A 24,494-nucleotide genomic window follows, 5' to 3' on the forward strand; every position below is an offset into this window, starting at 1 on the left:
AAGCAGCGGGATAAACGGCGACAGCGGCGATATACTGTCAAATTATTTTTGACAGTGACGGGGCGCGCATGCTCAATTTGCAACGGATGACCTTCTTTGTGGCGGTGGTGGACAGCGGCAGTTTTACCGCCGCCGCCGCTGCGCTGGGGCAGACCAAAGCCGTGGTGAGTTTTAATATTCGCCAGCTGGAAAATGAGCTGGGAGTAACCTTGCTTCTGCGATCTACCCGCCGTCTGACGCTGACCGATGCGGGCACGCTGTTTTATCAACGAGGGGTGGAGTTGTTAAATGCCGCGGTGAACTTGCAGGATGAGGTGAGGGCCAGTCACACCGGGCTGAGTGGTGAACTGCGCATTACCACCACGCCGGAATATGGCGCGCAGGTCGTGATCCCTGCACTTGCGGCGTTCAGCCAGCTTCATCCGGCGCTGCGTATCCGTCATGTGGCGTCCTCGCATCATGCGGATTTGATTTCAGAGCGTTTTGATGTGGCCATTCGTCTCGGCCAGCTTGCTGATTCTCGTTATCGCGCGGCTTTACTCTCGCACTTTGCGATTTTGCCCGTCGCCGCGCCGCAGTGGCTGGCGACACAGCCTGTCACCTCGCTGGAGATGCTCGCGCAGACGCAGTGGATCATCCACGAACGGCTCACTACACCGCTGCGCTGGCAGGTGTGCGATGCCAGTGGCAACAGTGAAACGCTGGAAATTAAAACCGCAATGCGTTTGTCGGCAGACAGTGCTCAGGCGTTGATGGCCTTTGCCCTTGCCGGGTGCGGAGTGGCTTTGCTGCCGGAGTGGCTGGTGAGACGTGCGCTGGCAGAAGGGCGGTTAGTCCACGTTTTGCCCGCATATACCTTTAGGCAGCAAGGAGTTTATGCTTTGTACGCAGATGCACAGCATGTTCCGGCTAAAGTGCGCGCTTTTGTCGACTTCCTGCGCGCACGGCTTGATTAGCGCGACATCATTATCCGGCCTGCAACGGAGACAGGCCGGATAAGCGGCCCGGTTTTACACCAGGCTTTTCAGTCGGTAAATCCACTCCAGCGCCTGACGGGGCGTTAAGGTATCCGGATCGAGACTTTCCAGCGCTTCCAGCGCCGGGCTGGTTTCTTCCGCAGTAGCCAGCAGGGACATTTGCGTACCATCAATCTGCGTGGCCGCCGCACCTGGTGACAGGCTCTCCAGCTCTCGCAGTTTGCCGCGCGCACGTTTGATCACCTCTTTTGGCACGCCGGCCAGGGCCGCCACCGCCAGACCATAACTTTTGCTGGCTGCGCCATCCTGCACGCTATGCATAAAGGCGATGGTGTCACCATGCTCGAGTGCGTCGAGATGCACATTGGCCACGCCTTCCATTTTTTCTGGCAGTTGCGTCAGTTCAAAATAATGGGTCGCGAACAGCGTCAACGCTTTGATTTTATTCGCCAGATTCTCCGCGCAGGCCCATGCCAGCGACAAGCCATCATAGGTAGAGGTGCCGCGTCCAATCTCATCCATTAACACCAGGCTATTTTCCGTGGCGTTATGCAGGATGTTGGCGGTTTCGGTCATCTCTACCATAAACGTGGAGCGCCCGCTGGCCAGGTCATCGGCAGCGCCGACGCGGGTAAAGATGCGATCGATTGGCCCGATCTCCACTTTCTGTGCCGGTACGTAACTGCCGATATAAGCCAGTAGGGCAATCAGGGCAGTCTGGCGCATATAGGTGCTTTTACCCCCCATATTCGGCCCGGTAATGATCAGCATCCGACGCTGGGGCGATAAATTCAGCGGGTTGGCAATAAACGGCTCTTTCAGCACCTGCTCCACCACCGGGTGACGCCCCTCGCTGATGCGAATGCCCGGTTTTTCGCTAAAAGTCGGGCAACAATAATTCAGCGTATCCGCGCGTTCCGCCAGGTTCACCAGCACATCCAGTTCTGCCAGCGCAGACGCGCTCTGTTGTAGCTCTGCCAGGTGCGGCATCAGCAGATCGAACAGTTCGTCGTAAAGCTGTTTCTCCAGCGCCAGCGCTTTGCCTTTCGATGTAAGGACTTTGTCTTCGTACTCTTTCAGCTCAGGAATAATGTAGCGTTCGGCGTTTTTCAGCGTCTGGCGACGCACATAATGGATCGGCGCAAGGTGGCTTTGCCCACGGCTGATTTGAATAAAATAGCCATGCACGGCGTTATAACCGACTTTGAGCGTATCCAGCCCGAGGCGTTCGCGTTCGCGGATCTCCAGCCTGTCCAGATAATCGGTGGCGCCGTCAGCCAGGCCGCGCCACTCGTCGAGCTCAGCGTTATAGCCTGGCGCGATCACGCCGCCATCCCGCACCAGCACCGGCGGCGCGTCGATAATCGCACGCTCAAGCAGCTCACGCAGTTCGCTGAATTCGCCCATTTTTTCACGCAACACCTGCACCGGCGCGCTGTCGACATCCGCCAGCAGGTTGCGCAGCTCCGGCAGTTGCTGAAAAGCGTAGCGCATCCGCGCGAGGTCACGCGGGCGGGCTGTACGCAGCGCCAGGCGCGCCAGAATACGTTCCAGATCCCCGACCTGGCGCAGAACCGGCTGCAATTCGGCGGTACGTTCCTGTAACGCGCCGATGGTTTGCTGACGTTCAGTTAACACGCGGGTGTCGCGTACCGGCATATGCAGCCAGCGTTTCAACATGCGGCTACCCATGGCGGTAACGGTGCAATCCAGCACCGAGGCCAGCGTGTTTTCAATGCCGCCGGCCAGGTTTTGGGTGATTTCCAGATTTCGCCGCGTGGCGGCATCCATAATGATGGTGTCCTGCTGGCGTTCCATCGTGATAGAGCGGATATGCGGCAGGGCGGTGCGCTGCGTGTCTTTCACATATTGCAACAGACACCCGGCGGCGCACAGACCGCGCGGTGCGTTTTCCACGCCAAACCCCACCAGATCACGGGTGCCAAATTGCAGGTTCAGTTGCTGGCGCGCGGTATCGATTTCAAATTCCCACAGCGGGCGGCGACGCAGGCCGCGACGGCCTTCAATCAGTGCCGTTTCGGCAAAGTCTTCTGCATACAGCAGCTCCGCCGGGTTGGTGCGCTGCAACTCAGCGGCCATGGTGTCGCGATCGGCCGGTTCGCTAACGCGAAAACGCCCGGAACTGATATCCAGCGTGGCGTAGCCAAAGCCTTTGTTGTCCTGCCAGATTGCCGCCAGCAGGTTATCCTGACGCTCTTGCAGCAGCGCTTCATCACTGATGGTGCCCGGCGTGACAATACGCACGACTTTACGTTCGACCGGCCCTTTGCTGGTAGCCGGATCGCCAATTTGTTCGCAAATAGCCACCGACTCGCCAAGGCTTACCAGCTTCGCCAGATAGTTCTCGACGGCATGGTGCGGAACGCCCGCCATCGGGATCGGTTCACCCGCCGAGGCACCACGTTTGGTCAGCGAGATATCCATCAACTGCGATGCGCGTTTGGCATCGTCATAAAACAGCTCGTAGAAGTCGCCCATACGGTAGAACAGCAGGATATCCGGATGCTGCGCTTTCAGCTTCAGGTACTGCTGCATCATTGGGGTGTGGGCGTCGAAATTCTCAGTCGTACTCATCAGCTTATGATGTCCATTTTCTTAAATTTTAATGAGTTAGTGATATTTATTGTTCTCATTGAGTTTCACATCATCTCATCAGATCTTCTGAAACACTGGATTTCAGTTTTCAAATGCGCAGAGTGCATGATAACGGAGTCTTGATAGCAGGAAAACAAGAGGAAACCACCGTCGTCGCAAACGGCAGAAATGCTGAGTGCGGGGGATAAAGATATCGGTGGGGTCAGCGAAAATCGTGATTTACGCGTTTCCTGCTAAACAACCGAGGCTGCACAGTGAAAGTACCTGAATTAACAGATCAGGGGCTAGGTGAACGCCACCTGCCTGAGCATTTTGGAGACTGCAAAACCAACGATGACAAAGTCGTTCCGGGGTAATTTATCTGAAGGTTCATATCAGGTTCGTGGGATGTTTTATGCTGGTAATGTAGGCGCGTTGAATAAACGTAATACCGCATTAAATTATTTGCAAACACGTTATAATCCTCATTAACGGCATTATTGCCAAACGGGGTAAAAGTGCAGGCTAGTAAAGTTCTATTGAAGCTATTATTGCCAGTGGGCTGAATAGGTAGGGCGGTTTGATACCATTTTTGTCACAACTTACTTGCATAATCCAAGCTATGGAAGGTTCGAAACAAGGCAGGTAAGAAATTATTGAGTTTTTATATGGATTTTTATGTTTTAATCAGGTGCCATTAATAGCCTTTTCTTACTTTTAAACTTATTTTAAAATTTATTCTTTGTGATGGTTATTAATGTCATCAATATGTTGGCTTTTATCAAAATAACTTATTTGTATTTTAAGTGGTTATTTTTTTAGAATGGTATGTTGGTTTTTATGTAAATTTTCAAGAAAATATTTAGTGATATTTATAGCGCACGGAATTTTTTTGGGATAATTCCTATCTTGTAATCGATTACTGACATATATGTGAGGTGTATGATAGAGCGATTATCCTGCGTGACGCCCAACAATGAATGTAAACAGTATGGATTTACAGACAAAGTTAAAAACTACGCTTACTAAAGCGGCCGTTATACTGCCATACGATTTTGGACAACAGTTATTAGCTCTGATTACTCCTCAGGCATTAGCGACAATGGCTGGGGTTATCGTTTTATGGGCAGGCTCACATTTCTTTGGTATCGGTGAGCTTGCTGATGTGATTTTGCTGATTGTGGGATGGGTCGCAGTAGGTGGTGTTGCAGTTGAAGCGGGCAAAAAACTGTATGATTTCGCAGTTAAAATAAAAAAAGCTCAAACAGAGTTCGATTTGGATGCCGCTGCACAAGACCTTGCTGATGTGGTTACTTTGCTTGGTATTAATACTGTTATGATTATTTTAATGCATAAGAAACCGGGGGATACCTTTCAAACGACCAAAGGTGGGGTCCGTGTTCCAAAATATAGCAGTGAAATTGCGGGAAAAATGAATCTCCCAAGGAACACTTCACCGGGCTGGAGATACCGACCAAAGATTATTTTTACCAGGAGATCTGAGGTTAGGCAGGGTAGTACAAATATTTCTGGTGATATCAGAATAGGGCGAAATTATTACCCTGATGTAATGTCTTCTTCTCAAGCTAAAGAAGAAATGTTAGTAACATTATATCATGAGCAGGTTCACCAGTTTATAGCGCCTAAGTTTTATCTTTTTCGTGAATTCAGGGCTTTTATGCGACAAAGTGGTTATTTGAGATCTTATTTACTGCGCTACCTTGAAGAAGCGTTGGCTGAAACCATTGGGCAGATGCGGGCCAGAGGAATGAGTATGGAGTATTCAATTCAGGGGCTTAAATTTCCGATAATCAATACCGAATATCAAATCACATACAATCTGCTTCGGGCTGAAGCTGCAGGCATATTTCTTGGCCCGGTAGTTGTGGGTGGGCTTGTATACAACGTCTCATATGGCTTAATGAAATGATTACAAAAGAGCAGGCAACTAAGATTGCCAAATCCTTTGCCAGATCCCGGAATGATACCTGGGATGATAATAATAATAGTGCTATTAAAGTAAACTTTGAGCATGAACCATGCTGGAAAATAAGTATCATAAATGGTAATGAAACAGATGCTCAATGGTTCGAGATAGTTTCCGGAACGCCGATAGATTATTATGTCAGCATGATTTCAGGGGTTCTTGTCGGGTACCGAATCGCAAGAGGAAATATTACGAAGTGTTCATATTCAATATAACCTCATAATATATTTATATTTTTTTATGGTTTATCAAACGGCAGAAATGCTGAGTGCGGGGGATAAAGATATCGGTGATGCCTGGCGCTCAGCATTTCTGCTGATTCTTAACCCTTGCAGCAGTTGAGCTGCGCCCGGTTACTATGAAGACAAAGCCGAATATGCCCCGCTCCCCCTCAGGTTTTTGATACGAGGCTCGGCACGTGGGGAATAAATTGCGTCAGGTAATTCAAATATAAACCCAGGACGTGGCCCTCTTGTTACAAATTAAATAGTGATAATTTTTTCAGTTCCGCTTCCGGGTTTGCTTTTTTTACGGCCAGTAAAAAGCCCGCAAAGTTATGGTTAAACAATGTTAAATTGCTATAGAAATGAACCTCTTTTTTCTGGTTATGGATTAGATAGGTCACGCACCAGTTTCGTCTGTTATTTATTTTTGTAAAACCTGGTTTAACACGGATTATTTGAGAAAGCTGAATTTTATGCGTGTTATTATTTTTAACTTCATAAAAATAGTGATCATCATAATAATAGTCTGCATCCGAGGATGAACCTCCAAAATAGGAGGGTGATGATGATATTTTCATCATTCCGTTAGGTTCTGGAATGATTTTTTGGGGATGGTGAAGCATTCTGGAAAACCACTTTATCAGGATGATAAACAGAATAAAGGGCAACACCATCAACAAAAAAGTCACTAATTCATGCATATTTCACCTCAACTATTTGCTGGCGTGAATCTTCAACGATGGCATCAACACTGTCAACTTTGCAGGATGAAAACGTTGCGGTTCTGTCGTCAGTAAATGTGAACTCATCACAGCTGTTCATGGGCTTAACAGCGAATTTCTGATACCGCTTCTGGCTGTCGGATATACGGTTCCGGTTAATCAGCATGCCTGGCTATCAGGGCAAGAACGAAAAAAGTCTGTGTTCAGATAAATCTAAAGCGTCAGGAGTCTGCCATTATTAAATGGATTTACCTGCCATCGCCGCTCTGGTGGATGGGGCCAACGACTGAGACAACGGAATTTGCGATGAAAGTGATCCTGGTACGGCACGCCGAAACGGAATGGAACCAGCGTGGAATAATACAAGGGCACCAGGATAGCCCCTTAACCGCACGGGGCGTACTGGAAACTTCCGCATTACTTGCCGCATTAACGGATGCCGGGTATGCCGTTGAGTATGTTTATGCTTCGCCTCTCGGCCGCGCCTGGCATATGGGCCTGGCGCTGGCGGAGCATTTCTGCTGCCCGCTGGTGGCGCAAGACGCCCTGAAAGAACAGGCGTTTGGTCTTTATGAAGGGATGACAACGCAGCAACTCCAGTGCGATCACCCGGGTCATGCCCGGGCGCTATTTGAACGAGACGCCGGGTTTTGCCCACCCGACGGCGAGTCGCTGGTGCAGGCTGCTTACCGGCTGATGGATTTTTTACGCCTTTTGATGGCGACGGCTTCTCATCAAACCCTCTGTGTCGTCACGCATGGACATGTGGTGCAAGGGGCGCTTGCGCTCCTCAAAGAGGGCAAGATTGACCCTTTCTCGCGTTATGCGCACCCAAATGCGAGTTATTCCGTATTAGAGGTGCAGGAGGGTAACGCGATGGCGATCCGCTGGGGAATAGCCACGCACTTACTGGGTCTGCCTGAAAGTTAGAAAGACATAGCAGGTCTGAGACTGATGCCAACCGAAGAGTCTGCTGCATCGGGAAAGCGACTCTTTTTTACCTGCACATATTTGTAACCTCAGGATTTTAACCCGGCGGATCATTCAGTATTCACAGACAACGCTGTCACAAGCCGGGAAATCCCGGGAATTTCCAGGAAAAACGCACAGGGAGCAATGGATGAACAAACAGTTAATGCCCTTACTGCTTTCAGGCGCAATGGCGATAATTTCTGCAGCGCAGGCTGCGGAACCACCGTTGCAGGTCACGCTCGCCGGCGGGGTAATTAGCGGGACGAAGCTCGATGGCACCCGAGCCTGGCTTGGTATTCCCTACGCTAAGCCGCCAACGGGCGATCGGCGCTGGCAGCCGCCGCAGGATGTCGAACCCTGGCACGGCGTTAAAGAGACACGCCACTACGGCGATGATTGCCTACAGAAGCCGTTTGAGGGGGATGCCGCGCCATCCGGTGTAGGATTCAGCGAGGATTGCCTGACGATCAATGTCTGGCGGCCCGATGAAGAAAGCGATCATTTACCGGTGATGGTGTGGATTTATGGCGGCGGATACGTCAACGGCGGATCGTCGCCAGCGGTTTACTCAGGTCAGGCTTTCGCCCGCCAGGGTATTGTCTTCGTCAGTTTTAATTATCGTGTTGGCCGTTTCGGGTTTTTTGCCCATCCTGCTCTTGCTGGCGAGAGCCTTCGCGGAAACTATGGGCTGATGGATCAATTAGCGGCGTTGCGCTGGGTGCAACAGAATATCCAGGCATTCGGCGGCGATAAAAACAATGTCACACTGTTCGGTGAATCGGCGGGGGGGATGTCGATTCATTCGCTACTGACCACACCGTTAAGCCGCGGCCTGTTCCAAAAAGCTATTATCGAATCGGGTTCCGGTCGCCACAATAAGACGGCAAATCAGAGCTGGCAGCAGGCAGAACACTATGGCGTGGCTTTTGCGGCGAAAAATGGCATTTCCGCAACGGATGCCAGTGCGCTGGCGAGCCTTCGGCAGTTGCCTGCGGCAAAACTGGTCGATGGCCTGAATATGGCGACAGTCCCCGATGGCACCTATTCCGGGCCGATGATTGACGGCAAGATCATCCAGGAAGAGCCGCAGCAACGCTACGACAGAGGCGATTTTATTCAGGTTCCTTTGCTGGTTGGTGTGAACAGTTGGGAGATTGGTTTCCCGCCCGCAGTGACCACCCTGGACGAGGCCTTAAAGCCGTTTCCGGAGGAGGCCGCCTCCCGCGCACAGCAGGCTTTTGCGGGCTTAACCCCGCAGGTCGCAGCCATGCGCATTGCGCAATATAAACTTATGACCGAACCGGCACGTTATGTCGCCAGAGTATGGGCAAAAAACAGTCTCCCGGTCTGGTCGTACCGTTTTGCTTATGTTGCCGATTCGATGAAAAACAGCTGGGGTGAAGCGCCGCATGCCAGCGAAATACCTTATGTGTTTGACACGATGGCGGCGCGGTTTGGCCAGGCGGTCACCCCGGAAGACCAACGTGTAGCGGATATTATGCATCGCTACTGGGTTAATTTTGCCAAAACGGGTAACCCGAACGCCGCTGACTTACCCAACTGGGAGCCTTACGACACGCAGAAAGACAACCTGCTTTCGATCCCGCCACAAGGTGCGGCAGCCATCACGATGATGCCGGACCCGCTGCGTGAGCGTCTCGATCTGATCGAGGCCATTAACCGCTAACACTAAGCCTGCATTCGGGAGTGGGGGACTCCCGGATGCGTCCCGTCTGGACGCAGTGAGCAGGTTGCCACCCAAGCGAACGGAACGCGCTTTGTGCGTTCGCTTTCATTTTGGCTACGCTTTAAAGAAACACGTGACGGAGGTGGCAAATGAGTAAAACAATCATGCAGGAGTACCTTGTGCTGGGCGGTAAACATCACGGTGAAGTGTGGCGCGGCGTTTATCCGGCCATGGGGTTGAACCTGTCAAAGAAAGATGAGCGCTACGGGCAATTTTTTGACCGGGAGGGGCAGCAAAAAATCGGGCTGTCGCGCAAAGAGAACTATTTCATCTCGGAGTGGCTCTCGCCGGAAGGGCATACTTTTTTGCTGGCGACGGCAGAAGATCTGACCGAATTTAATATCGAAGACGAAATCGAACGCATTACCCCTCCGCTCAGGCCGCTGGATAACCCGGTCGAAGATTGGATCTGAAGGCTGAATTGATATTACACACCCTCAGCGCTATCCCTGATTTCCCTCTTTTGGCATCACTCATCATGCCCGCCTGGCGGGCGGGAGAGCGGCGCGATGTATTCGCCTGGCCCCCTTTATCGTCTGTATTCTTTTACTGGCAATTTGGCGACCGCACGGACCGTTCCCGCATGCGTAATAGGTTTTCCTCTTCCAGAAATAAATAATTTAATAGATTAAATAACATGTTTAATTAACGGTGGCTTGCGCTAAATAATAAGTTTTGCCATTGAATTGCTGTGATGAATGTATTATTTGTCGCTGTATTTATTTGCTGGCTTTGATATAGAATAAAACCGCTCTTATTCAGGGGTTAATAAATAAAATTTTAATATATTGTTTATTCTTTCCAAATAATGGGCGCATTAACGGTTTATTCTAATTAATCACATGGATTGTCTGATATGAAAAAATCACTGCTCGTGCTGTTTATCTCTGCGGCCTGCGGTAACGCCTGGGCGCAGGCGCTGCCCGTTGAGGAGCGGCTTGCTCTTCTGGAACAAAAACTGCTGGAAAACTCCATTGAACTCAGCAAAACGCGTACGGAACTGGAACAGTATAAAAATGCTGCCAAACCAGTGGCCGGAATGATGAATTCACCAGCTAATAATCATCAAAACAATGCACTTAACACGCAGGTGGAAAATAAACCTGCCGACACAAAAAAAGTATTAACACTTAAAGAAATAAGCCAGTTTGTGAAAGAAGACATCGGTTTCTCATTCACGGGCTATTTACGTTCCGGTTGGGGTACCGCGGATCACGGTGCGCCAAAAGAGTATGCCATTGGTTCGCTGGGGCGTTTTGGCAATGAATACTCCTCCTGGTTTGATCTGAAATTCACACAGAAAGTGTACGAGCAGAATGGCAAATCTGCCCACGCGGTGGTGCAGCTTGATGGCAATGTTGGTGCGCAGTACGGCGATGCCTGGTTTGATAAAGGTTCCGAAAACATTCTCCAGTTCTCAGACATCTATCTCACCACCCATGGGTTTCTTGGCTTCGCGCCAGACGCAGATTTGTGGGTCGGTAAACACAATCTGCCGAAGTACGAAATTCAAATGCTGGACTGGAAAAGTCACCAGACCAGCAGCGGCGCCGGTATTGGCGTAGAAAACCTGCCCGTTGGCACAGGCAAGCTGAATGTGGCGCTGGTTCGCCAGGACCTGAACGCCCATCCGGTTAACGCGCCGGTAAACCAGGGGGCGATGCAGGTAAACGCCAATACGATTGATGTGCGCTATAAAGATCTGCCACTGTGGGATAACGCCACGTTGGAACTGCTTGGCCGCTACTCGCTGACTAATAAATCAGACGACTACAAATCCCATGAAAATAGCGGCAGCCATTACAGTATCAAAGATAGCTGGCTTGCTGGTGCGGTGCTACGCCACAACTTCCACAGCGGCGGTTTTGAAGAGGTCACATTGCAGGCGGCAGATAACTCCCTCGCCAGCGGTTTTGCCCTGATCTCCGGTGCCAGCCCTGGGTTGGGTAATGGCGATGATTACTATGGCGATCACAGCTACGGCAAAGCCTGGCGACTCATCTCTCAAGGGGAGTTTTACCCTGTTTCAAACGTGGTGCTGGCGCATGCGCTGGTCTGGTCGATGGGCCGCGATATCTACAGTTATGACACAGGCGCGCATACCGACTTTCAAAGCTACCGGGCCGTTGTACGTCCTGCGTATATCTGGTCGGATTATCATCAAAGTGGCGTAGAGCTGGCATGGTTTAAGCAAACCAACCAGCAGCAGGGCGTGGATTACCATGAAAAAGGCTATAAAGCGACGCTTTACCACGCCCTGAAAGTGGACACCAGCCTGTTGCAGTCCAGGCCGGAACTGCGTTTTTACGCCACCTGGATGCGCGCGCAGGACAATGCCATCAGTCAGTTTAAATTCGGCGATGGGCAGAAAGATCAGTTAACCATTGGAGCGCAGGCCGAAGTGTGGTGGTAAGCCACTTGCCTTGTGCAGTGTAATGATTGCGGCGCAAGGTGCGCCGCAATTTCACTTACACATCAAGAAAAGTCCCCAGACGATAGCCCCGCTCCGCAATTGCCTTCTTCAGGGCAGGAGAGGTCAATACCTCCAGCTCCGCCAGTCGGGGATAACAGTAGCTGCTCTGGCGAATCGCGTTATCGATAAATGCCGGGTGGCACATTATTTCCAGCGATGACTCTCCCCGCGTTGTTGAAGCGTCCAGCGTCTGTAAAAAGAGCGCCTCGCAGACATCTTCACCGTAGAACTCACTGCTGAAACCCTGTGAACGGCGTACTGTCAGCGGTTTTTTCGCTTCGTCAGGCACCGTTTGCTGATCGACACGCAATGCCACACCGCGCTGCGCGGCAAATTGCGCCACCAGGGGAAACAATTGCGGGATCATATGCACGTGATGATGACTGTCGATATGGGTCGGTGCCCGGCCAAACAGATCGATAAATCGCTGATACTGACTTGCCAGTTCAGCGGCGATCTCTTCCAGCGGCAGCGCCCCTTTTTCTGCCTGCTGCCAGATCCATTTACCCAGTCGCCCGTTTTGCGCCAGGCCGGGCATGGGGGTCAGCGGTGTACCGAGCGTCAGTACAAAGTGCAGACCCACCGCGAGCCTGGGGTGTTCGCGCGCGATGCGCACGGCATGTTCTACCGCCGGGCCATTCACCAGCGCCGTCGTGGAGGTCACTACGCCATGACGGAAGCTCTCCAGAATACCGTAGTTTTGCCCCTTGCTAAGACCAAAGTCATCCGCGTTGACGATCAGTAACTTTTCCATTGCTACTCCTGGGTCTGTTTCAGCGCCTTAATACAGTCAGCAAAATAAGGGAGCCACTTCTCATGCGCCAGCAGCATTTCACGCGCCAGTACCTGCGCATCACTGTCTGAATGGATCAACGGGCTAAGGCTCAGTGCCAGCAGCACATCGTTAAACTCACCGCTCAATGCGGCGCGGCTGGCGGCGATTTCAAAGCCTTTAATGGTGTAGATCAGTCCCTGCACTTTTTCATCAAAGTGGGTGAGACGGGGATGGGGTTTTGCACCATCGCGCCCAAGGATCGCGGTCATTTCAATAGCCCAGTCCGCCGGAATATTATCAATATGCCCCAGGTGGGGAATGTTGACGTAGTGCTCGGTTTTCTTATCGTTATAGATTGCGTTGATCACTTCACAAGCGGCATCGGAATAGTAAGCGCCGCCGCGTTGTTCCAGCTCTTTGGGTTTGATGTTCAGGTGCGGATCTTTATAGAGTTCAAACAGCTGTTTCTCAACTTTCTGCACAACTTGCGCCCGCGCACCGCCTTTGTAATATTCGCCCAGTTCAATGGCCAGCATCTCCTTTTGCTTCACGTAATAGAGCAAATAGGAGCACGGCAACAGATTCAGGGCACGGATCAGGCCTTCGCTGAAGGGCAGATCGAACACGTTTTTCACCGTCGAGGCTTTTAATTTGCCGGAGGCCACACCCTCCAGCAACTCCGCAAAGCGCGATGTGCCGTTCACCAGCACCTCTTTGATAAAGACCATGTGGTTGAGGCCAAAAAGATCTATCGACAGGTCATCGTCGTCGTTTAATTTCAGCACGTCGCGAATAAACATTTTCATGCCGATGGGGATGTTGCACACACCGAGGAACCGCTTAAAACCGGTGTGTCGATAGACCGCCTCCGTCACCATACCTGCCGGGTTGGTAAAGTTAATCACCCAGGCCTGCGGGCAAATCTCTTCGACGTCGCGGACGATGTCGAAAATAACAGGAATCGTGCGTAACCCCTTAAACAGGCCGCCTGCGCCGTTGGTCTCCTGCCCCAGATAACCATGACTGAGGGGAATGCGCTCGTCCAGTTCACGCGCTTTTAACTGACCTACACGCAACTGGGTGGTCACAAAATCAGCCCCCTGCAACGCTTCGCGGCGGTTCAGCGTTTTAACGAGTTTTAACGGTACGCCGGCTTTGTCTACCATGCGCTGGCAGAGGTCGAAAATGATATCCAGCTTCTCTTTGCCCTCTGCGACATCGACCAGCCACAGTTCGCTCACGGGCAATTCGTGATAGCGCTTGAGAAACCCTTCCAGCAGTTCCGGGGTGTAGCTGCTCCCGCCGCCAATGGTGACAATTTTTAATTTCTGGCTCATAACTCCTCCCTTCAGTGTGCTTCAGCCCGGTGCGGTAAAGAGCAGGTAAGCCGCAGGTACTTAGCGGACTGACGTAAATAGTGCGGTTACTGAACTAACTCGGTTAATCGCTTGCGGTAGCCATTGGGTGTAAAAGAGGTCATCTTTTTAAACGTCTTAATAAACAGGCTGGGGCTGCTATAACCCGATTCCCAGGCAATATCCGTTACCGAATAGTTGGTCATTTCCAGCTGTTTTTTCGCAAAATCGATGCGGATTTCATTAATGATCTGCATGGGCGTTTTGCTGTAATAACGTCGCACTGCCCGCGTCAAATACTCTTGCGATTTGCCCGATAACCGCACCATATTCTCGAGCGCACGCTCGCCAAACTGGGCCTTATCGTGCATGGCTTCGATGGTGGCTTTCAGCCATTGCGGCGTGTCGTCAATCACCTGTTCTTCACGGTAATGACGTAAGCGGTTGATAATGTGAAAAGTCACCGCTTCGACAAATTCATCCAGCCCGCTTTCCCGAAAATTGAGCGAAGCGATTACTGTTTCAACGTAAGTGAGAAAGGCGCTGGTAGTGCGATAGGCTTGCGAGGCGACAAAGCAGAAGGGCAGCAGGCCAAGATAATGTTGTTCAAAAAACGCCTTACTGATGCCGACATTAAGAATACGCGTCGCGCCGAATTCATAAAAACTCTGGTGGTGCGAACCCAGTGGGATAAAGACAAAATCCCCCCTTTCCAGCAATACCCGTTTACCGTTGATCGCCTGGTAATAGCGCCCGGTTAATACCAGCGTAAATTCGTAATAGTCATGCTGGTGCAACCCACTGGCGCTCTCTGTTTTGTTATAGATAAACACATGGAAATTTTTGCCGTTAAAAAGCTGCTGCTCACGGACGGTGGCGATCTCCTGTGGGATTGTCTGTGGTTGCATAATCGACTCCTTCTCGGCTCAGCATTGTGGCGCACGCGCCGTTCCGGTGTAGCCGGCATGCATTTCTGCATGCCGTTTACCTCAAAACTTCAGTGCGTTAGCGATGTCTTCTTCGCTCTCTTCCTCTTCAACAGCGTTTTGCGCTTTGTTCGCGACAACCACAAAGGGAAGATAAATCAGCGTGGCAATGGCCAGGTTGAATAAGGCCAGCAACAGCGCAGCCACACTGCCGTTGGTGTTAAAGAAAGCGCCCAACCCGGTTGGCATGGTCCATGGCGCAATATTTGTGATAGGCGGAATAAAGCCCGCATACCAGGCCAGCAGGGTGATCGCCGCCAGTACCGGCTGCACAAGAATAAACGGGATAAACATCACCGGGTTCATGATAATTGGCAGGCCAAACAGGATAGGTTCGTTGATCTGGAAGATACCGGAAGGCAGCGCCAGTTTCGCCACCTGGCGATAATCCGCACGCCGTGAGGCCAAAAAGATAGCGATGATAAGTCCCAGCGTTGCGCCACTGCCGCCGAGAAAGATATAGGAGTCCAGCATCGGTTTTGCCCACACGTGGAAGGTTTTACCGGCGTCCAGTGCCGCGGCAACCGATCCGTATTGCTGATAAGTGGCAATGTTTTCCAGAGCCCACGGCGTCATGATGCCGCTATCCAGAGCGGTCAGCGCCAGTGAACCATGGATGCCGAAGAACCACAGCAGCGGAACAAAAATCACATACACCCAACCCACCACGCTACCGAGCGATGCCAGCGGCGTCGAAATCGTATCCATAATGATTTGATGGAAGTTAGTGCCCGCATCCGCCAGCGCCCAGGCCACCACGCCCATCAGCGACAGGATAATAAAACCTGGGATTAGCGCTGAAAAGGAGCGTGAAACCGAGGCCGGCACGCTATCCGGTAAGCGAATAACCCAGTTGCGGCGCACAATAAAGGTAAACATTTCCGCCACCACCAGGCCAATAATGATCCCGGAAATAATGTTCGCCCCACCCAGCCAGTTGGCTCCTACCGCATAGGCTTCGCCCACGCTGTAGGGCGTGACCGTCATAAAGGCCGCGATCGACAGCAGCCCGGCGGCCAGCGCATCCACTTTGCGCTCTTCCGCCAGCGACATGCCGATAAAGAACGGAGCCATCAGCGACATGATCCCCAGCGTGCCGTTGTAAACATTGCCGCCGATGCCTTTCAGACCATTAAGCGTCTCTATCGTTCCGGCATCGAGCCGGACGCCTAACGAGTAAAAAAACGACCCTTCGCCAAAACTCAAAAACACGTTATTGATTAAGACAAACATCGCCCCGGCGAGCGTTAGCGGCATTAAGCGGATAAACCCGTTTTTAATGGCATTCACGTGAGGTTGTTTGCTGATTTTTACCGCGAAAGGAAGCAGGATTTTTTCAAGCGAAGCAATGGCATTACTCATAGGAAAATACCTTTCGTTACCGCGCTAAGGCAGCGCGGTGAAACAGAGAGATGAGGCGTTGCTGGCAGGAATTAATGCGCCGCCGCTTTTTTTATGGTCGCAACTGCCGCTTTCAGTACGCCCAGACCATCGACTTTGCCGTACAGCAGCGGGTCGATCACTTCGACGGGTTTATCCGGTAACAGGCGCTGGATTTCCGGCAGCAGGTACGCAATTTGCGGGCCAAGCAGGATCACATCGGCATGCGGCCCTTTCTCGGCGGCGAGGGTTTCAGAAAATGCTTCGATAATGACCGGGACTTCATATTTCTCTGCCTGGGCGCGCATCTTTGAAACCAGTAAGGATGTCGACATGCCGGCAGAACAGAACAGATAAATATGTTTCTTTTCCATAAAAATGCCCCTTTTTGTCTGCGAAACTCCCTGCCGGGGCTTGCGTGGCGCGACACTGTTGTTGCGGTCTGGCAATCCGGCGGGCGCTGGAATACTTTTTTCTTGTGCTGAAAGAAGTATACGGCAGCAGCAAGGGGAGGGGTATTTTCTCACGTAACCTAATTGTCTGTGGTTGACCTAGTGCCATGCACCGCTTCACAGTTTGGTGAAATAAAGAGGGGAAGTTTTTGCGATACAGCCCACGGAGGACAGGCTTCCTCCGTGAGCTGCGGAGGATCAGAACGAGGAACGTTTATAAGTGCTGTAGTCAGCATTCCACCAGGTTTTCTCCAGGCTCTGCCGCAATGCGTCGTCGCTCATTGCCGGCGCTACCCCTTCTTGCTGAGCAACACGGGCCACTTCAAGCGCAATTGCTCGCGAGACGGTTTCGATCATTTCGACTGGCGGCAGTAAACCGCCGCGTTCGGTGGTGGCCAGTGGGGAATGCGCCGCCAGCGTTTTGCTTGCTGCAACCAGCATACCTTCCGTCACGCGGCTGGCTTTGCCGGCCAGGACGCCTAACCCCAGCCCCGGGAAAATGTAGGCGTTATTGCACTGGGCGATTTCAAAATGTTCGTCCTGCCAGAATACCGGTGCGAACGGGCTGCCTGTGGCAATCAGTGCAGCCCCCTGCGTCCACTCGATCAAATCTTTTGGCTGGGCTTCGGCACGCGAGGTCGGGTTAGAAAGCGGCATAATGATCGGCCGCGGGCAGTGGCGGTGCATCTCCTTCACCACTTCTTCGCTGAAGAGGCCCGGCTGCCCGGAGACGCCAATCAGCACGGTAGGGTGCGCGTTGCGGACGACTTCCAGCAGCGAGATATTGCTCGACTCGACCTGCCAGTGCGCAATGCTTTCGCGCGAGGTCACGAGGTTTTGCTGGAAATCCAGCAAATTAGGCATGTCATCGGTCAGCAAACCGAAGCGATCGATCATGAAGATATTGTCGCGGGCCTGCTGTGGGGTCAGCCCGTCGGCGACCATCAGAGCCATAATTTTGTCGGCAATTCCGCAACCGGCGGAGCCGCTGCCGAGGAACACGACGCGCTGGTCCCGTAAGCGTGTCCCCGCAGCCTGAGACGCGGCCATCAAGGTACCGGAGGTCACTGCAGCCGTGCCCTGAATATCATCATTAAAGCAGCACAGCTGATCGCGATAGCGGTTCAGCAGTCGGGTGGCATTCTTCTGCGCGAAGTCTTCAAATTGCAGCAGGACGTTCGGCCAGCGCGTTTTCACCGCCTCAACAAACATGTCCATAAACTCCAGATACTCATCATCGCTGATGCGTGGATGACGCCAGCCCATATACAGTGGATCTTCCAGATGCTGTGTATTGTTGGTACCAACATCCAGCATAATGGGCAGCGTCGACGCGGGGTGAATGCCGCCGCAGGCGGTGTACAGCGAGAGTTTACCGATAGGAATGCCCATCCCGCCGACGCCCTGATCGCCGAGGCCGAGTATCCGTTCGCCATCGGTAACGACAATCACGCGGATATCGTTGCGTGAGAAGCTTTGCAGCATCTCATCAATATGGTGACGATTCGGCCATGAAATAAATAACCCACGCGCGCGGCGGTAAATTTCCGAGAAGTGTTCGCAGGCTTCGCCAACGGTCGGTGTATAAATAATAGGGAGCGTCTCCTGCATATGCTTGCGCAGCAGGTTATAAAACAAGGTTTCGTTGGTATCCTGAATATTGCGCAGATACACATGACGGGAAATATCTTTTTTGAAATGACAGAATTGCTTCCATGCCCGGTCAGTTTGTTCTTCAATGCTCTCAACATTATGCGGCAATAAACCGTGCAGGTTGAAAGACAGGCGTTCTTCTTCGCTAAAGGCCAGCCCTTTATTCAGTAACGGGTTTTCCAGTAATACCGCGCCGGTATAGGGCGTGTACAGAGTCTCTTTGCGTAACATTATTGCTGCTCCTGACTAAATAATAACGACACCACTGCCGTTGCATTGGCGAAAATTTTTCGCCCGTTAGGAAATCAGATAAATCATAATTCCCTCGGTTAAGACGCCGATCGCGGTGCCAATAAGAATGGAAGAGGATGCGGATTCAATATACGTATCGCTGCGCAGGGCAAACATGCCCGCAGCGATGGCAGAAGGGGTCGCGCCAATAATCACCACCTGCTGCATTAAGGTATGGCTCAGGCCAAAAGCCAGCCCGGCCGCAGCCATCATTGCTGGCTGTACCAGGTTTTTAATACTGATATTGGTGAACGTATGAATATTCAGTGATGGACGTTCGCCATAAAACAGCAGGCCGAGCGCGAACAGTGACAAACCGCCGGCAATTTTACCCACCATTTCGATGGGCGCGCTTAACAGATGCGGAATTTGCACACCAGCCAGGCTCAGCAACACCCCGGTAATGGGGATCCAAACAATAGGATTACGCACGGCACGCAACAGGTTTTGCAGGATCAGTTTGCCAGGATGTAGCGCTTCGCTGTCGGCGTCTTTATCGCCCATACGAATAAGGATAATGGTCAGTGGGATCATGAACACGCTGGTAATTAAGTTGCCAATCAGCACGCCCAGGAACCCTTCCGGTCCGATCAACACCGCCAGTACCGGTGCGCCAAAATAGGCCATATCAGGGAAAGCGCACACCAGAGATTGTATTGCACTGGTCTTAATATCGTGGCGGAAGACATAACGCGACAACACCAGTGTCAGCAAATACGAGCCCATCAGGCCGATAATCAGCACCGCCATAAATGAGAAGTTTTTGATTTTGTCTGGATTGGTGTTCAACGCGCCAATAAAAAGGTGGAAAGGCAGAGCAAAACGGATCACCACCGTGGCTAATACGGTGGCATCTTCGCGCCGCGTATAACCTAATTTCCCGCTTAACCAGCCTAAAAGCATAATAAAAACCAACGGGAATAAAGATTGTAAGAGTAGTGAAGGCATAAAAGTTTCCTGGGATTTGTTTTACATTGTTTTCAGGCGGCACTCTAACCAGCGCCTTTATCCCCGGAGGTGATTGCAATCACACTTCTTCTGTTTTAATTAGTTTCAAAAAGGCTACTTTAATTAATTGGAGGATGTCGGAGGGCTAACTTTCTATTTTTGTTGGGATTGTCTGAAACAGAGGGTTTACTGGTTACTTTATTTACAAATGACTGAGTTAAGTTATTTAAACGTAAATCACCACGACATTCACAATTTTAACATCGCTAATTCTCTATGCTATTTACAGATTGTCACAGTTAGTATTTATTCATAACCTTCTGGTGGCAATATTTATTACGTTGGTTTTATTTTTTCAAGCAGTTTATCGATTACGAATAACCCTGAGGTTATTCCTGGCCCACTGTTATTTATTAATAGCGAATCAGGTGAAAATAATGAAAGATAATCCTCTTACCCCCTCTGTCGAAACATCTCCTGCCGGAGGGCAATTCGCCCGCCTGCAAGGGCTTGAAGTTGGCGCGGTACCGCTGCTGTTGTTTATGGGTATCGCCTCGATTGTCGCCGTATCGGCGGCCGCCGGATTGTTGCCAAAAAATATGATTGGTGGCCTGGCAGTGATCATGACGCTGGGGTTTGCCTTTGCCAAAATTGGCCGCATGCTGCCAGTGCTGAAAGACATTGGCGGCCCCGCCATCCTTTGCCTGATGGTGCCTTCGGTGCTGGTCTATTTTGGTCTGTTCGAACCGCATACCCTGGCCACTGTTCATCTGCTGATGAAGGAAGCCAATCTCCTCTACTTTGTCATTGCCTGCCTGGTGGTCGGTAGCATTTTGGGGATGAACCGGGTGATCCTGATCCAGGGGATGATCCGCATGTTCGTTCCGCTGGTTGCCGGCACCGTGATGGCGGTGGCGTCTGGCTTGCTGGTGGGTATGCTGTTTGGCTATACGCCTTATCACACCTTCTTTTTTATCATCGTGCCGATTATTGGTGGTGGCATTGGCGAAGGTATATTACCGCTGTCGCTGGCCTATTCTGCCATTCTTGGGCAAACACCGGATGTCTATGTCGCGCAACTCGCACCTGCGGCCGTGGTGGGCAATATTTTTGCCATCATATGCGCTGGCATATTGTCGCGTATCGGAATGCGCCGCCCGTCGCTGACAGGCAACGGGATGCTGATTCGCAGCGATGCCGACAACCGTATCTTTGCGCAGGCGCAAGGCGCGCAAAATACCGATTTCCAGTTAATGGGCGGCGGATTGCTGATGATTTGCGCCTTCTTTATTGTCGGTGGCTTATTCGAAAAACTGGTGCATATTCCTGGCCCGGTGCTGATGATACTCATCGCGGTATTGTGTAAATACGCTCAGGTGATCCCGGCCTCGATGGAGCAGGGGGCGCACAGCTGCTATAAATTTGTCTCGGCCGCGCTGGTCTGGCCGCTGATGATTGGCCTGGGCATGCTGTATGTGCCGCTGGAGAGCGTGGTCGCCGTGTTTTCAGTGGGGTATGTGGTGGTGTGCGGATCCGTGGTGATCGCCATGGCGCTGAGCGGCTACTTTATTGCCTCGTGGCTGAATATGTACCCGGTGGAAGCGGCGATCGTCACCAGTTGCCACAGTGGGCTGGGCGGTACCGGCGACGTAGCGATCCTCTCGGCGTCGAACCGCATGTCGCTGATGCCCTTTGCACAAATCGCCACACGTATTGGCGGGGCGTCGACGGTGATTGCGGCAACCCTGCTGATGAGCTGGGTGGTGTAACGCAACAAAAGGCCAGATCGTCGCCGATCTGGCCTGGTTATTGAGTTACTGGCACCTGGCTGGCAACAATCAAACAAGTTGACCGTGGTTAAGCTGGGTTAAGGGTTCGTTGATATCGAACAGTTTCCAGTTTACGTCATCCACGCCCAGGTCTTTCAGGCGCGCAACATGTTTATGTAAATAGGCCAGTGCGCTCCCTTCATCGGCAAAGAGATAAATACCGCCCGCTTCCTGGCTGCTTTCATTTTCCGTCCAGACTTTCCAGAGAAACCCCGGCTCCTGGTTAATAGATTCGGCAAGCGTTTGCAACTGGTGCGACATTGCCTCGCCAAAAGGCCCGTTAAAACTGAAATGAAGCTGTAACAGTTTTTTCGACATACATCCTCCTTGATAAAGATTGCGCTTAGCGCACTAACAGCAGTAGCCAGACCGAGCTGGTGGCAAAACAGAGTAACGTCAGCAAAACCCAGCCTGCCAGAAAAAAGCGCCCGATGCTGTTGCGGGCTTTCAGGGCGCGGTAGTAGGTAAGGCTATATTCGACATACCAGATGAACATCGCCACGGCGATAAGCATACTCATCACCAGGTTTTCGCCGAATAATGCGCTGGAAAAGGCGTTAAAGACGGTTTGCGCCAGCATATTGAAAATATTTGCCAGCAGCCACCAGCCAAAGGTGGTCGGGTAGAATAATCGGTGTCGCCCCGGCGCAGCGTTATTCTGCATCGTCATTCTGCTTAGGTGATTGTTGTGCTTTAAGCAGTTCCAGTTTGACTTTCGCGGTGGCGATCAGTTTCTGGATCTCATCATGAGAATGGCTGCCAAAGCGTTCGATAAAAGCGGTATAACTTTGTAGCGCTGCTGAGTGCTGGTTTTGCTTTTCATGGGTCATGCTCAGGTAGAACATGGCCTTAGCAACGGTATCCTGAATTTCATCTGCGTCATTATATTTAAAGGTTTCAATCACTTGCCCGTAAGATTCGGCTGCCGGTTCCCATCTTTCGGTTCTGAAGTACACGCTGGCCCGGTTAAAGATGGCTTTTGCTAATGCCTCCTGCAGGGCGGGTTCCGTGGTGCCATCGAAACGGGCAATCAGTTGGTTGTAGAGCTGGACTTGCTCTTCCGTCGCGCCCTGCCGGCCCAGAGAGTTGGCTTTATTATACAGGGCCTTGGCAACCTGCTCCTGCAGTGTCGGCGCGGTTGCGGTCTGGTAGCGGGCAATCAGTTGTGAGTACGCTTCCTGTTCTGCCGTTGTTTCACCGATTTTCCCCAGCAGGATGGCTTTATTTAACATTGCTCTGGCCACGCGTTCTTGCAGGAAGAGTTCCTCATTATCCTGGAGGCGGGCAATCAGTTGATCATTTGCGGCAATGCTTTCTCGTAGCAGCCCTTGTTTGCTCAGGAGCGAGGCCTTGTTGGTGAGGGCTCGTGCAAGGCGCTTAACCTGCTCCACCTCGTCACGGTTATTCACTTTCGCAATCAATTGATCATAAATTTTGAGGGCTTCCGATCCGTTACCTTGCTTATCTAAACAAAGCGCCAGACTCATCATCGCCTTATTTACACGATCCTGGATCTCTTCGTCTTCGCAGGTTTGGTAGGTGGTGATTAACAATCGATAAGTGGCAATGGCTTCATCAACCTTATCCTGCCGGAAGAGAATGACCGCTTTATTGAGCATGGCCTTCGACACCTGCTCCTGAACGCCGGGTTCGCTGCATTCAGCCAGGGTTGTGATCACTTGCTCATACGCCTGCAGTTCTTCCTGCTCTTTTCCTTGTCGGCCGAGCGTAATGCCCTTATTCACCAGCGCCATGGCGACAGTTTCCTGAACATCGCTGTCGGAAGCATCCTTATATTTCTCGATAATCTGGTCGTAAATATGCAGCTCTTCTTCCGGTTTACCTAACTGGCCGAGGGTAATGGCTTTATTCAGCATGGCGGCAGCGACTTTCTTGATATGCTCTATTTCACCACTGTCCTGGTAGTTATCAATAATTTGATTGTACACCGCCAGCGCGTCTTCTTTTTTACCCAGAGCGTTAAGGGTGATGGCTTTGTTATATAAGCTTTTCGCCACCAGAATTTGGATTTCGCGGGCAGGATGATGCTGATAATCAGCAACTAAGCGATCGTAAAGGTCTATCTCTTCACTGGCTTCATCCATTTCACCGAAGGTAATGGCTTTAAAAAACAATGCCTTCACAGCCAGAACCTGTACTGCCAGTGTCGGATGATTGATAAACTGCTCAATGAGGTCGTCATAAATCTCAATTTCACCGGTCGGATCGCCTGTTAAACCACGAGTAACAGCCTGATTCAGCAAATCTCTGGCGATGGCTTCCGCATCATCCTGTTCTGCGTCATTACTTCCAGATTCTTCCCAGGTGAAAGTCGAGGTTTTAGGGGGCGTTTTATCGACGCGGTTGGTAATCTCATTTTTCTCCAGCGACTCTTTTATCCACTCGGTCGTTTTAAGGTTTTCCATAATGGTGCTGGTATATTTGTCGGCATTGTCGGCTTTTTCCTGCAATAGTTTCAGCACATCGCTGGCCGCTGCAATCAGCGATGCCATTTGCCCGTTAATCTCACTTTGTCGTTTATCAAACCATTCGTCGACTTTCTTTTTGGCGGCGATTTCCGATTCTCTTTTGGCAATCTCTTCCGACTCTTTTTTCGTTTGTCGGTAACTCATAAAGCCCAGCCCGACAATGAAAAAGGTAACGAGTATTCCGGCAATGGCATAAAAGATGGCGTAGTAGAGCGACCACTGTTCGATATTCGTCACGCGAACCTCGACCAGCTTATCGGTGGCGCTGATTTTATCGTTAATAATGGCGATTTGCTTTGCCAGGTCGCTGTCGCTTTTGGCGGCATTACTCTTTATTTCGTCTGCGTTGGCGCGGACTTGCTCCTCCAGCTTCGCCTGCTCGCGGTTCAGTTGAATCAGTTGATCAACAGAGGGCGTGGTGTTTTGCTCAGCCGCCAGCGTTGGGCATGCCAGCAGGATCACGCTCAGAAATAAAGGAAGAAAACGCATGGTTTCTTTTGCTCGTCAATGAGAAAGCGAAAGAATAAGGTTCGCTAAGTCCGTAAGTCAATATGTGCAGATGGCAACTATTGGGCTGCGGATTATAGGTATGCCAACGTTTATATTACGCACACGTTAATGAGGGTGAAGAGGACGCTG

Annotated in this window: 19 protein-coding genes; 7 read left to right on the forward strand and 12 right to left on the reverse strand. The window is 51.3% G+C overall.

Going from position 1 to position 24,494, the window contains the following annotated elements; translation table 11 throughout:
• The first annotated feature begins 68 nt into the window (after positions 1 to 68).
• The gene (locus ACUY4S_RS04950) at positions 69 to 956 is read left to right on the forward strand and encodes a LysR family transcriptional regulator (RefSeq protein ID WP_458022135.1); all 888 of its coding nucleotides are present in this window, start codon (positions 69 to 71) and stop codon (positions 954 to 956) included.
• A 54-nt stretch (positions 957 to 1,010) separates the two neighbouring features.
• Here the strand turns inward: ACUY4S_RS04950 and mutS are convergent, their stop codons facing one another.
• On the reverse strand, positions 1,011 to 3,572 hold the full coding sequence (gene mutS, locus ACUY4S_RS04955) for a DNA mismatch repair protein MutS (RefSeq protein ID WP_312691291.1): 2,562 nt from the start codon (positions 3,570 to 3,572) through the stop codon (positions 1,011 to 1,013).
• 991 nt (positions 3,573 to 4,563) lie between these two features.
• Between mutS and ACUY4S_RS04960 the strand changes: the two genes are divergently transcribed.
• Positions 4,564 to 5,502 (forward strand): hypothetical protein, encoded by a 939-nt coding sequence (locus ACUY4S_RS04960; protein ID WP_458022134.1) that lies wholly within the window; start codon positions 4,564 to 4,566, stop codon positions 5,500 to 5,502.
• A gap of 532 nt (positions 5,503 to 6,034) precedes the next feature.
• Here the strand turns inward: ACUY4S_RS04960 and ACUY4S_RS04965 are convergent.
• Complete coding sequence (locus ACUY4S_RS04965) at positions 6,035 to 6,484, reverse strand: hypothetical protein (RefSeq protein WP_458022133.1); 450 nt, start codon at positions 6,482 to 6,484, stop codon at positions 6,035 to 6,037.
• A gap of 327 nt (positions 6,485 to 6,811) precedes the next feature.
• Here ACUY4S_RS04965 and ACUY4S_RS04970 point away from each other — a divergent pair, with 327 nt between their 5' ends.
• The 4 genes from ACUY4S_RS04970 to ACUY4S_RS04985 all read left to right on the forward strand — a co-directional run bounded on the left by ACUY4S_RS04970 (position 6,812) and on the right by ACUY4S_RS04985 (position 11,637).
• Positions 6,812 to 7,435, forward strand: coding sequence for a histidine phosphatase family protein (locus tag ACUY4S_RS04970; RefSeq protein WP_458022132.1), 624 nt, complete (start codon positions 6,812 to 6,814; stop codon positions 7,433 to 7,435).
• A gap of 190 nt (positions 7,436 to 7,625) precedes the next feature.
• Positions 7,626 to 9,164, forward strand: coding sequence for a carboxylesterase/lipase family protein (locus ACUY4S_RS04975; RefSeq protein ID WP_458022131.1), 1,539 nt, complete (start codon positions 7,626 to 7,628; stop codon positions 9,162 to 9,164).
• A gap of 149 nt (positions 9,165 to 9,313) precedes the next feature.
• On the forward strand, positions 9,314 to 9,637 hold the full coding sequence (locus ACUY4S_RS04980; protein ID WP_312691295.1) for a hypothetical protein: 324 nt from the start codon (positions 9,314 to 9,316) through the stop codon (positions 9,635 to 9,637).
• Positions 9,638 to 10,080: 443 nt separating this feature from the next.
• Positions 10,081 to 11,637: a carbohydrate porin gene (locus tag ACUY4S_RS04985; RefSeq protein WP_458022130.1), complete on the forward strand. Its 1,557-nt coding sequence runs from the start codon at positions 10,081 to 10,083 to the stop codon at positions 11,635 to 11,637.
• A 55-nt stretch (positions 11,638 to 11,692) separates the two neighbouring features.
• On the opposite strand, the gene chbG is transcribed toward ACUY4S_RS04985, so the two are convergent.
• From chbG to ACUY4S_RS05020, 7 genes are all read right to left on the reverse strand, one after another.
• The gene (gene chbG / locus ACUY4S_RS04990; protein WP_458022129.1) at positions 11,693 to 12,451 is read right to left on the reverse strand and encodes a chitin disaccharide deacetylase; all 759 of its coding nucleotides are present in this window, start codon (positions 12,449 to 12,451) and stop codon (positions 11,693 to 11,695) included.
• A 2-nt stretch (positions 12,452 to 12,453) separates the two neighbouring features.
• Complete coding sequence (locus ACUY4S_RS04995; protein WP_458022128.1) at positions 12,454 to 13,809, reverse strand: 6-phospho-beta-glucosidase; 1,356 nt, start codon at positions 13,807 to 13,809, stop codon at positions 12,454 to 12,456.
• An 86-nt stretch (positions 13,810 to 13,895) separates the two neighbouring features.
• Positions 13,896 to 14,735 (reverse strand): transcriptional regulator ChbR, encoded by an 840-nt coding sequence (gene chbR, locus ACUY4S_RS05000; RefSeq protein ID WP_312691299.1) that lies wholly within the window; start codon positions 14,733 to 14,735, stop codon positions 13,896 to 13,898.
• An 81-nt stretch (positions 14,736 to 14,816) separates the two neighbouring features.
• On the reverse strand, positions 14,817 to 16,175 hold the full coding sequence (gene chbC / locus ACUY4S_RS05005) for a PTS N,N'-diacetylchitobiose transporter subunit IIC (RefSeq protein ID WP_312691300.1): 1,359 nt from the start codon (positions 16,173 to 16,175) through the stop codon (positions 14,817 to 14,819).
• A gap of 71 nt (positions 16,176 to 16,246) precedes the next feature.
• Positions 16,247 to 16,567: a PTS sugar transporter subunit IIB gene (locus ACUY4S_RS05010; RefSeq protein ID WP_458024252.1), complete on the reverse strand. Its 321-nt coding sequence runs from the start codon at positions 16,565 to 16,567 to the stop codon at positions 16,247 to 16,249.
• A 276-nt stretch (positions 16,568 to 16,843) separates the two neighbouring features.
• A complete protein-coding gene (locus tag ACUY4S_RS05015; protein WP_312691301.1) occupies positions 16,844 to 18,529 on the reverse strand; it encodes an NAD-dependent malic enzyme in 1,686 nt (561 codons plus the stop codon).
• A 66-nt stretch (positions 18,530 to 18,595) separates the two neighbouring features.
• Positions 18,596 to 19,537, reverse strand: coding sequence for an AEC family transporter (locus ACUY4S_RS05020; protein WP_312691302.1), 942 nt, complete (start codon positions 19,535 to 19,537; stop codon positions 18,596 to 18,598).
• A 437-nt stretch (positions 19,538 to 19,974) separates the two neighbouring features.
• Here ACUY4S_RS05020 and ACUY4S_RS05025 point away from each other — a divergent pair, with 437 nt between their 5' ends.
• Complete coding sequence (locus tag ACUY4S_RS05025; protein ID WP_312691303.1) at positions 19,975 to 21,306, forward strand: 2-hydroxycarboxylate transporter family protein; 1,332 nt, start codon at positions 19,975 to 19,977, stop codon at positions 21,304 to 21,306.
• A gap of 69 nt (positions 21,307 to 21,375) precedes the next feature.
• Here the strand turns inward: ACUY4S_RS05025 and ACUY4S_RS05030 are convergent, their stop codons facing one another.
• The 3 genes from ACUY4S_RS05030 to ACUY4S_RS05040 are packed head-to-tail and all read right to left on the reverse strand — an operon-like array spanning position 21,376 to position 24,344.
• Positions 21,376 to 21,684 carry a monooxygenase gene (locus tag ACUY4S_RS05030; RefSeq protein ID WP_458022127.1) on the reverse strand — a complete coding sequence of 103 codons (309 nt, stop codon included), beginning with the start codon at positions 21,682 to 21,684 and terminating at the stop codon, positions 21,376 to 21,378.
• A 25-nt stretch (positions 21,685 to 21,709) separates the two neighbouring features.
• Entirely contained in the window at positions 21,710 to 22,030 is a 321-nt protein-coding gene (locus ACUY4S_RS05035) for a hypothetical protein (RefSeq protein WP_312691305.1), read from the reverse strand.
• On the reverse strand, positions 22,020 to 24,344 hold the full coding sequence (locus ACUY4S_RS05040) for a tetratricopeptide repeat protein (protein ID WP_458022126.1): 2,325 nt from the start codon (positions 24,342 to 24,344) through the stop codon (positions 22,020 to 22,022). Before ACUY4S_RS05040 ends, ACUY4S_RS05035 begins: the two co-directional genes overlap by 11 nt.
• Positions 24,345 to 24,494 lie beyond the last annotated feature (150 nt).

Source organism: Kosakonia beeri (assembly GCF_054165705.1).

What these genes read in the sequence shown, in the direction of transcription:
- chbC (WP_312691300.1), bottom strand. Translation starts at nt 16,175, where the DNA reads ATGAGTAATGCCATTGCTTCGCTTGAAAAAATCCTGCTTCCTTTCGCG.
- chbR (WP_312691299.1), bottom strand. Translation starts at nt 14,735, where the DNA reads ATGCAACCACAGACAATCCCACAGGAGATCGCCACCGTCCGTGAGCAG.
- ACUY4S_RS05025 (WP_312691303.1), top strand. Translation starts at nt 19,975, where the DNA reads ATGAAAGATAATCCTCTTACCCCCTCTGTCGAAACATCTCCTGCCGGA.
- ACUY4S_RS04975 (WP_458022131.1), top strand. Translation starts at nt 7,626, where the DNA reads ATGAACAAACAGTTAATGCCCTTACTGCTTTCAGGCGCAATGGCGATA.
- ACUY4S_RS05020 (WP_312691302.1), bottom strand. Translation starts at nt 19,537, where the DNA reads ATGCCTTCACTACTCTTACAATCTTTATTCCCGTTGGTTTTTATTATG.
- ACUY4S_RS05010 (WP_458024252.1), bottom strand. Translation starts at nt 16,567, where the DNA reads ATGGAAAAGAAACATATTTATCTGTTCTGTTCTGCCGGCATGTCGACA.
- ACUY4S_RS04950 (WP_458022135.1), top strand. Translation starts at nt 69, where the DNA reads ATGCTCAATTTGCAACGGATGACCTTCTTTGTGGCGGTGGTGGACAGC.
- ACUY4S_RS05015 (WP_312691301.1), bottom strand. Translation starts at nt 18,529, where the DNA reads ATGTTACGCAAAGAGACTCTGTACACGCCCTATACCGGCGCGGTATTA.
- ACUY4S_RS04980 (WP_312691295.1), top strand. Translation starts at nt 9,314, where the DNA reads ATGAGTAAAACAATCATGCAGGAGTACCTTGTGCTGGGCGGTAAACAT.
- ACUY4S_RS04995 (WP_458022128.1), bottom strand. Translation starts at nt 13,809, where the DNA reads ATGAGCCAGAAATTAAAAATTGTCACCATTGGCGGCGGGAGCAGCTAC.
- ACUY4S_RS05040 (WP_458022126.1), bottom strand. Translation starts at nt 24,344, where the DNA reads ATGCGTTTTCTTCCTTTATTTCTGAGCGTGATCCTGCTGGCATGCCCA.
- ACUY4S_RS04965 (WP_458022133.1), bottom strand. Translation starts at nt 6,484, where the DNA reads ATGCATGAATTAGTGACTTTTTTGTTGATGGTGTTGCCCTTTATTCTG.
- ACUY4S_RS04970 (WP_458022132.1), top strand. Translation starts at nt 6,812, where the DNA reads ATGAAAGTGATCCTGGTACGGCACGCCGAAACGGAATGGAACCAGCGT.
- ACUY4S_RS04985 (WP_458022130.1), top strand. Translation starts at nt 10,081, where the DNA reads ATGAAAAAATCACTGCTCGTGCTGTTTATCTCTGCGGCCTGCGGTAAC.
- ACUY4S_RS05035 (WP_312691305.1), bottom strand. Translation starts at nt 22,030, where the DNA reads ATGCAGAATAACGCTGCGCCGGGGCGACACCGATTATTCTACCCGACC.
- ACUY4S_RS04960 (WP_458022134.1), top strand. Translation starts at nt 4,564, where the DNA reads ATGGATTTACAGACAAAGTTAAAAACTACGCTTACTAAAGCGGCCGTT.
- ACUY4S_RS05030 (WP_458022127.1), bottom strand. Translation starts at nt 21,684, where the DNA reads ATGTCGAAAAAACTGTTACAGCTTCATTTCAGTTTTAACGGGCCTTTT.
- chbG (WP_458022129.1), bottom strand. Translation starts at nt 12,451, where the DNA reads ATGGAAAAGTTACTGATCGTCAACGCGGATGACTTTGGTCTTAGCAAG.
- mutS (WP_312691291.1), bottom strand. Translation starts at nt 3,572, where the DNA reads ATGAGTACGACTGAGAATTTCGACGCCCACACCCCAATGATGCAGCAG.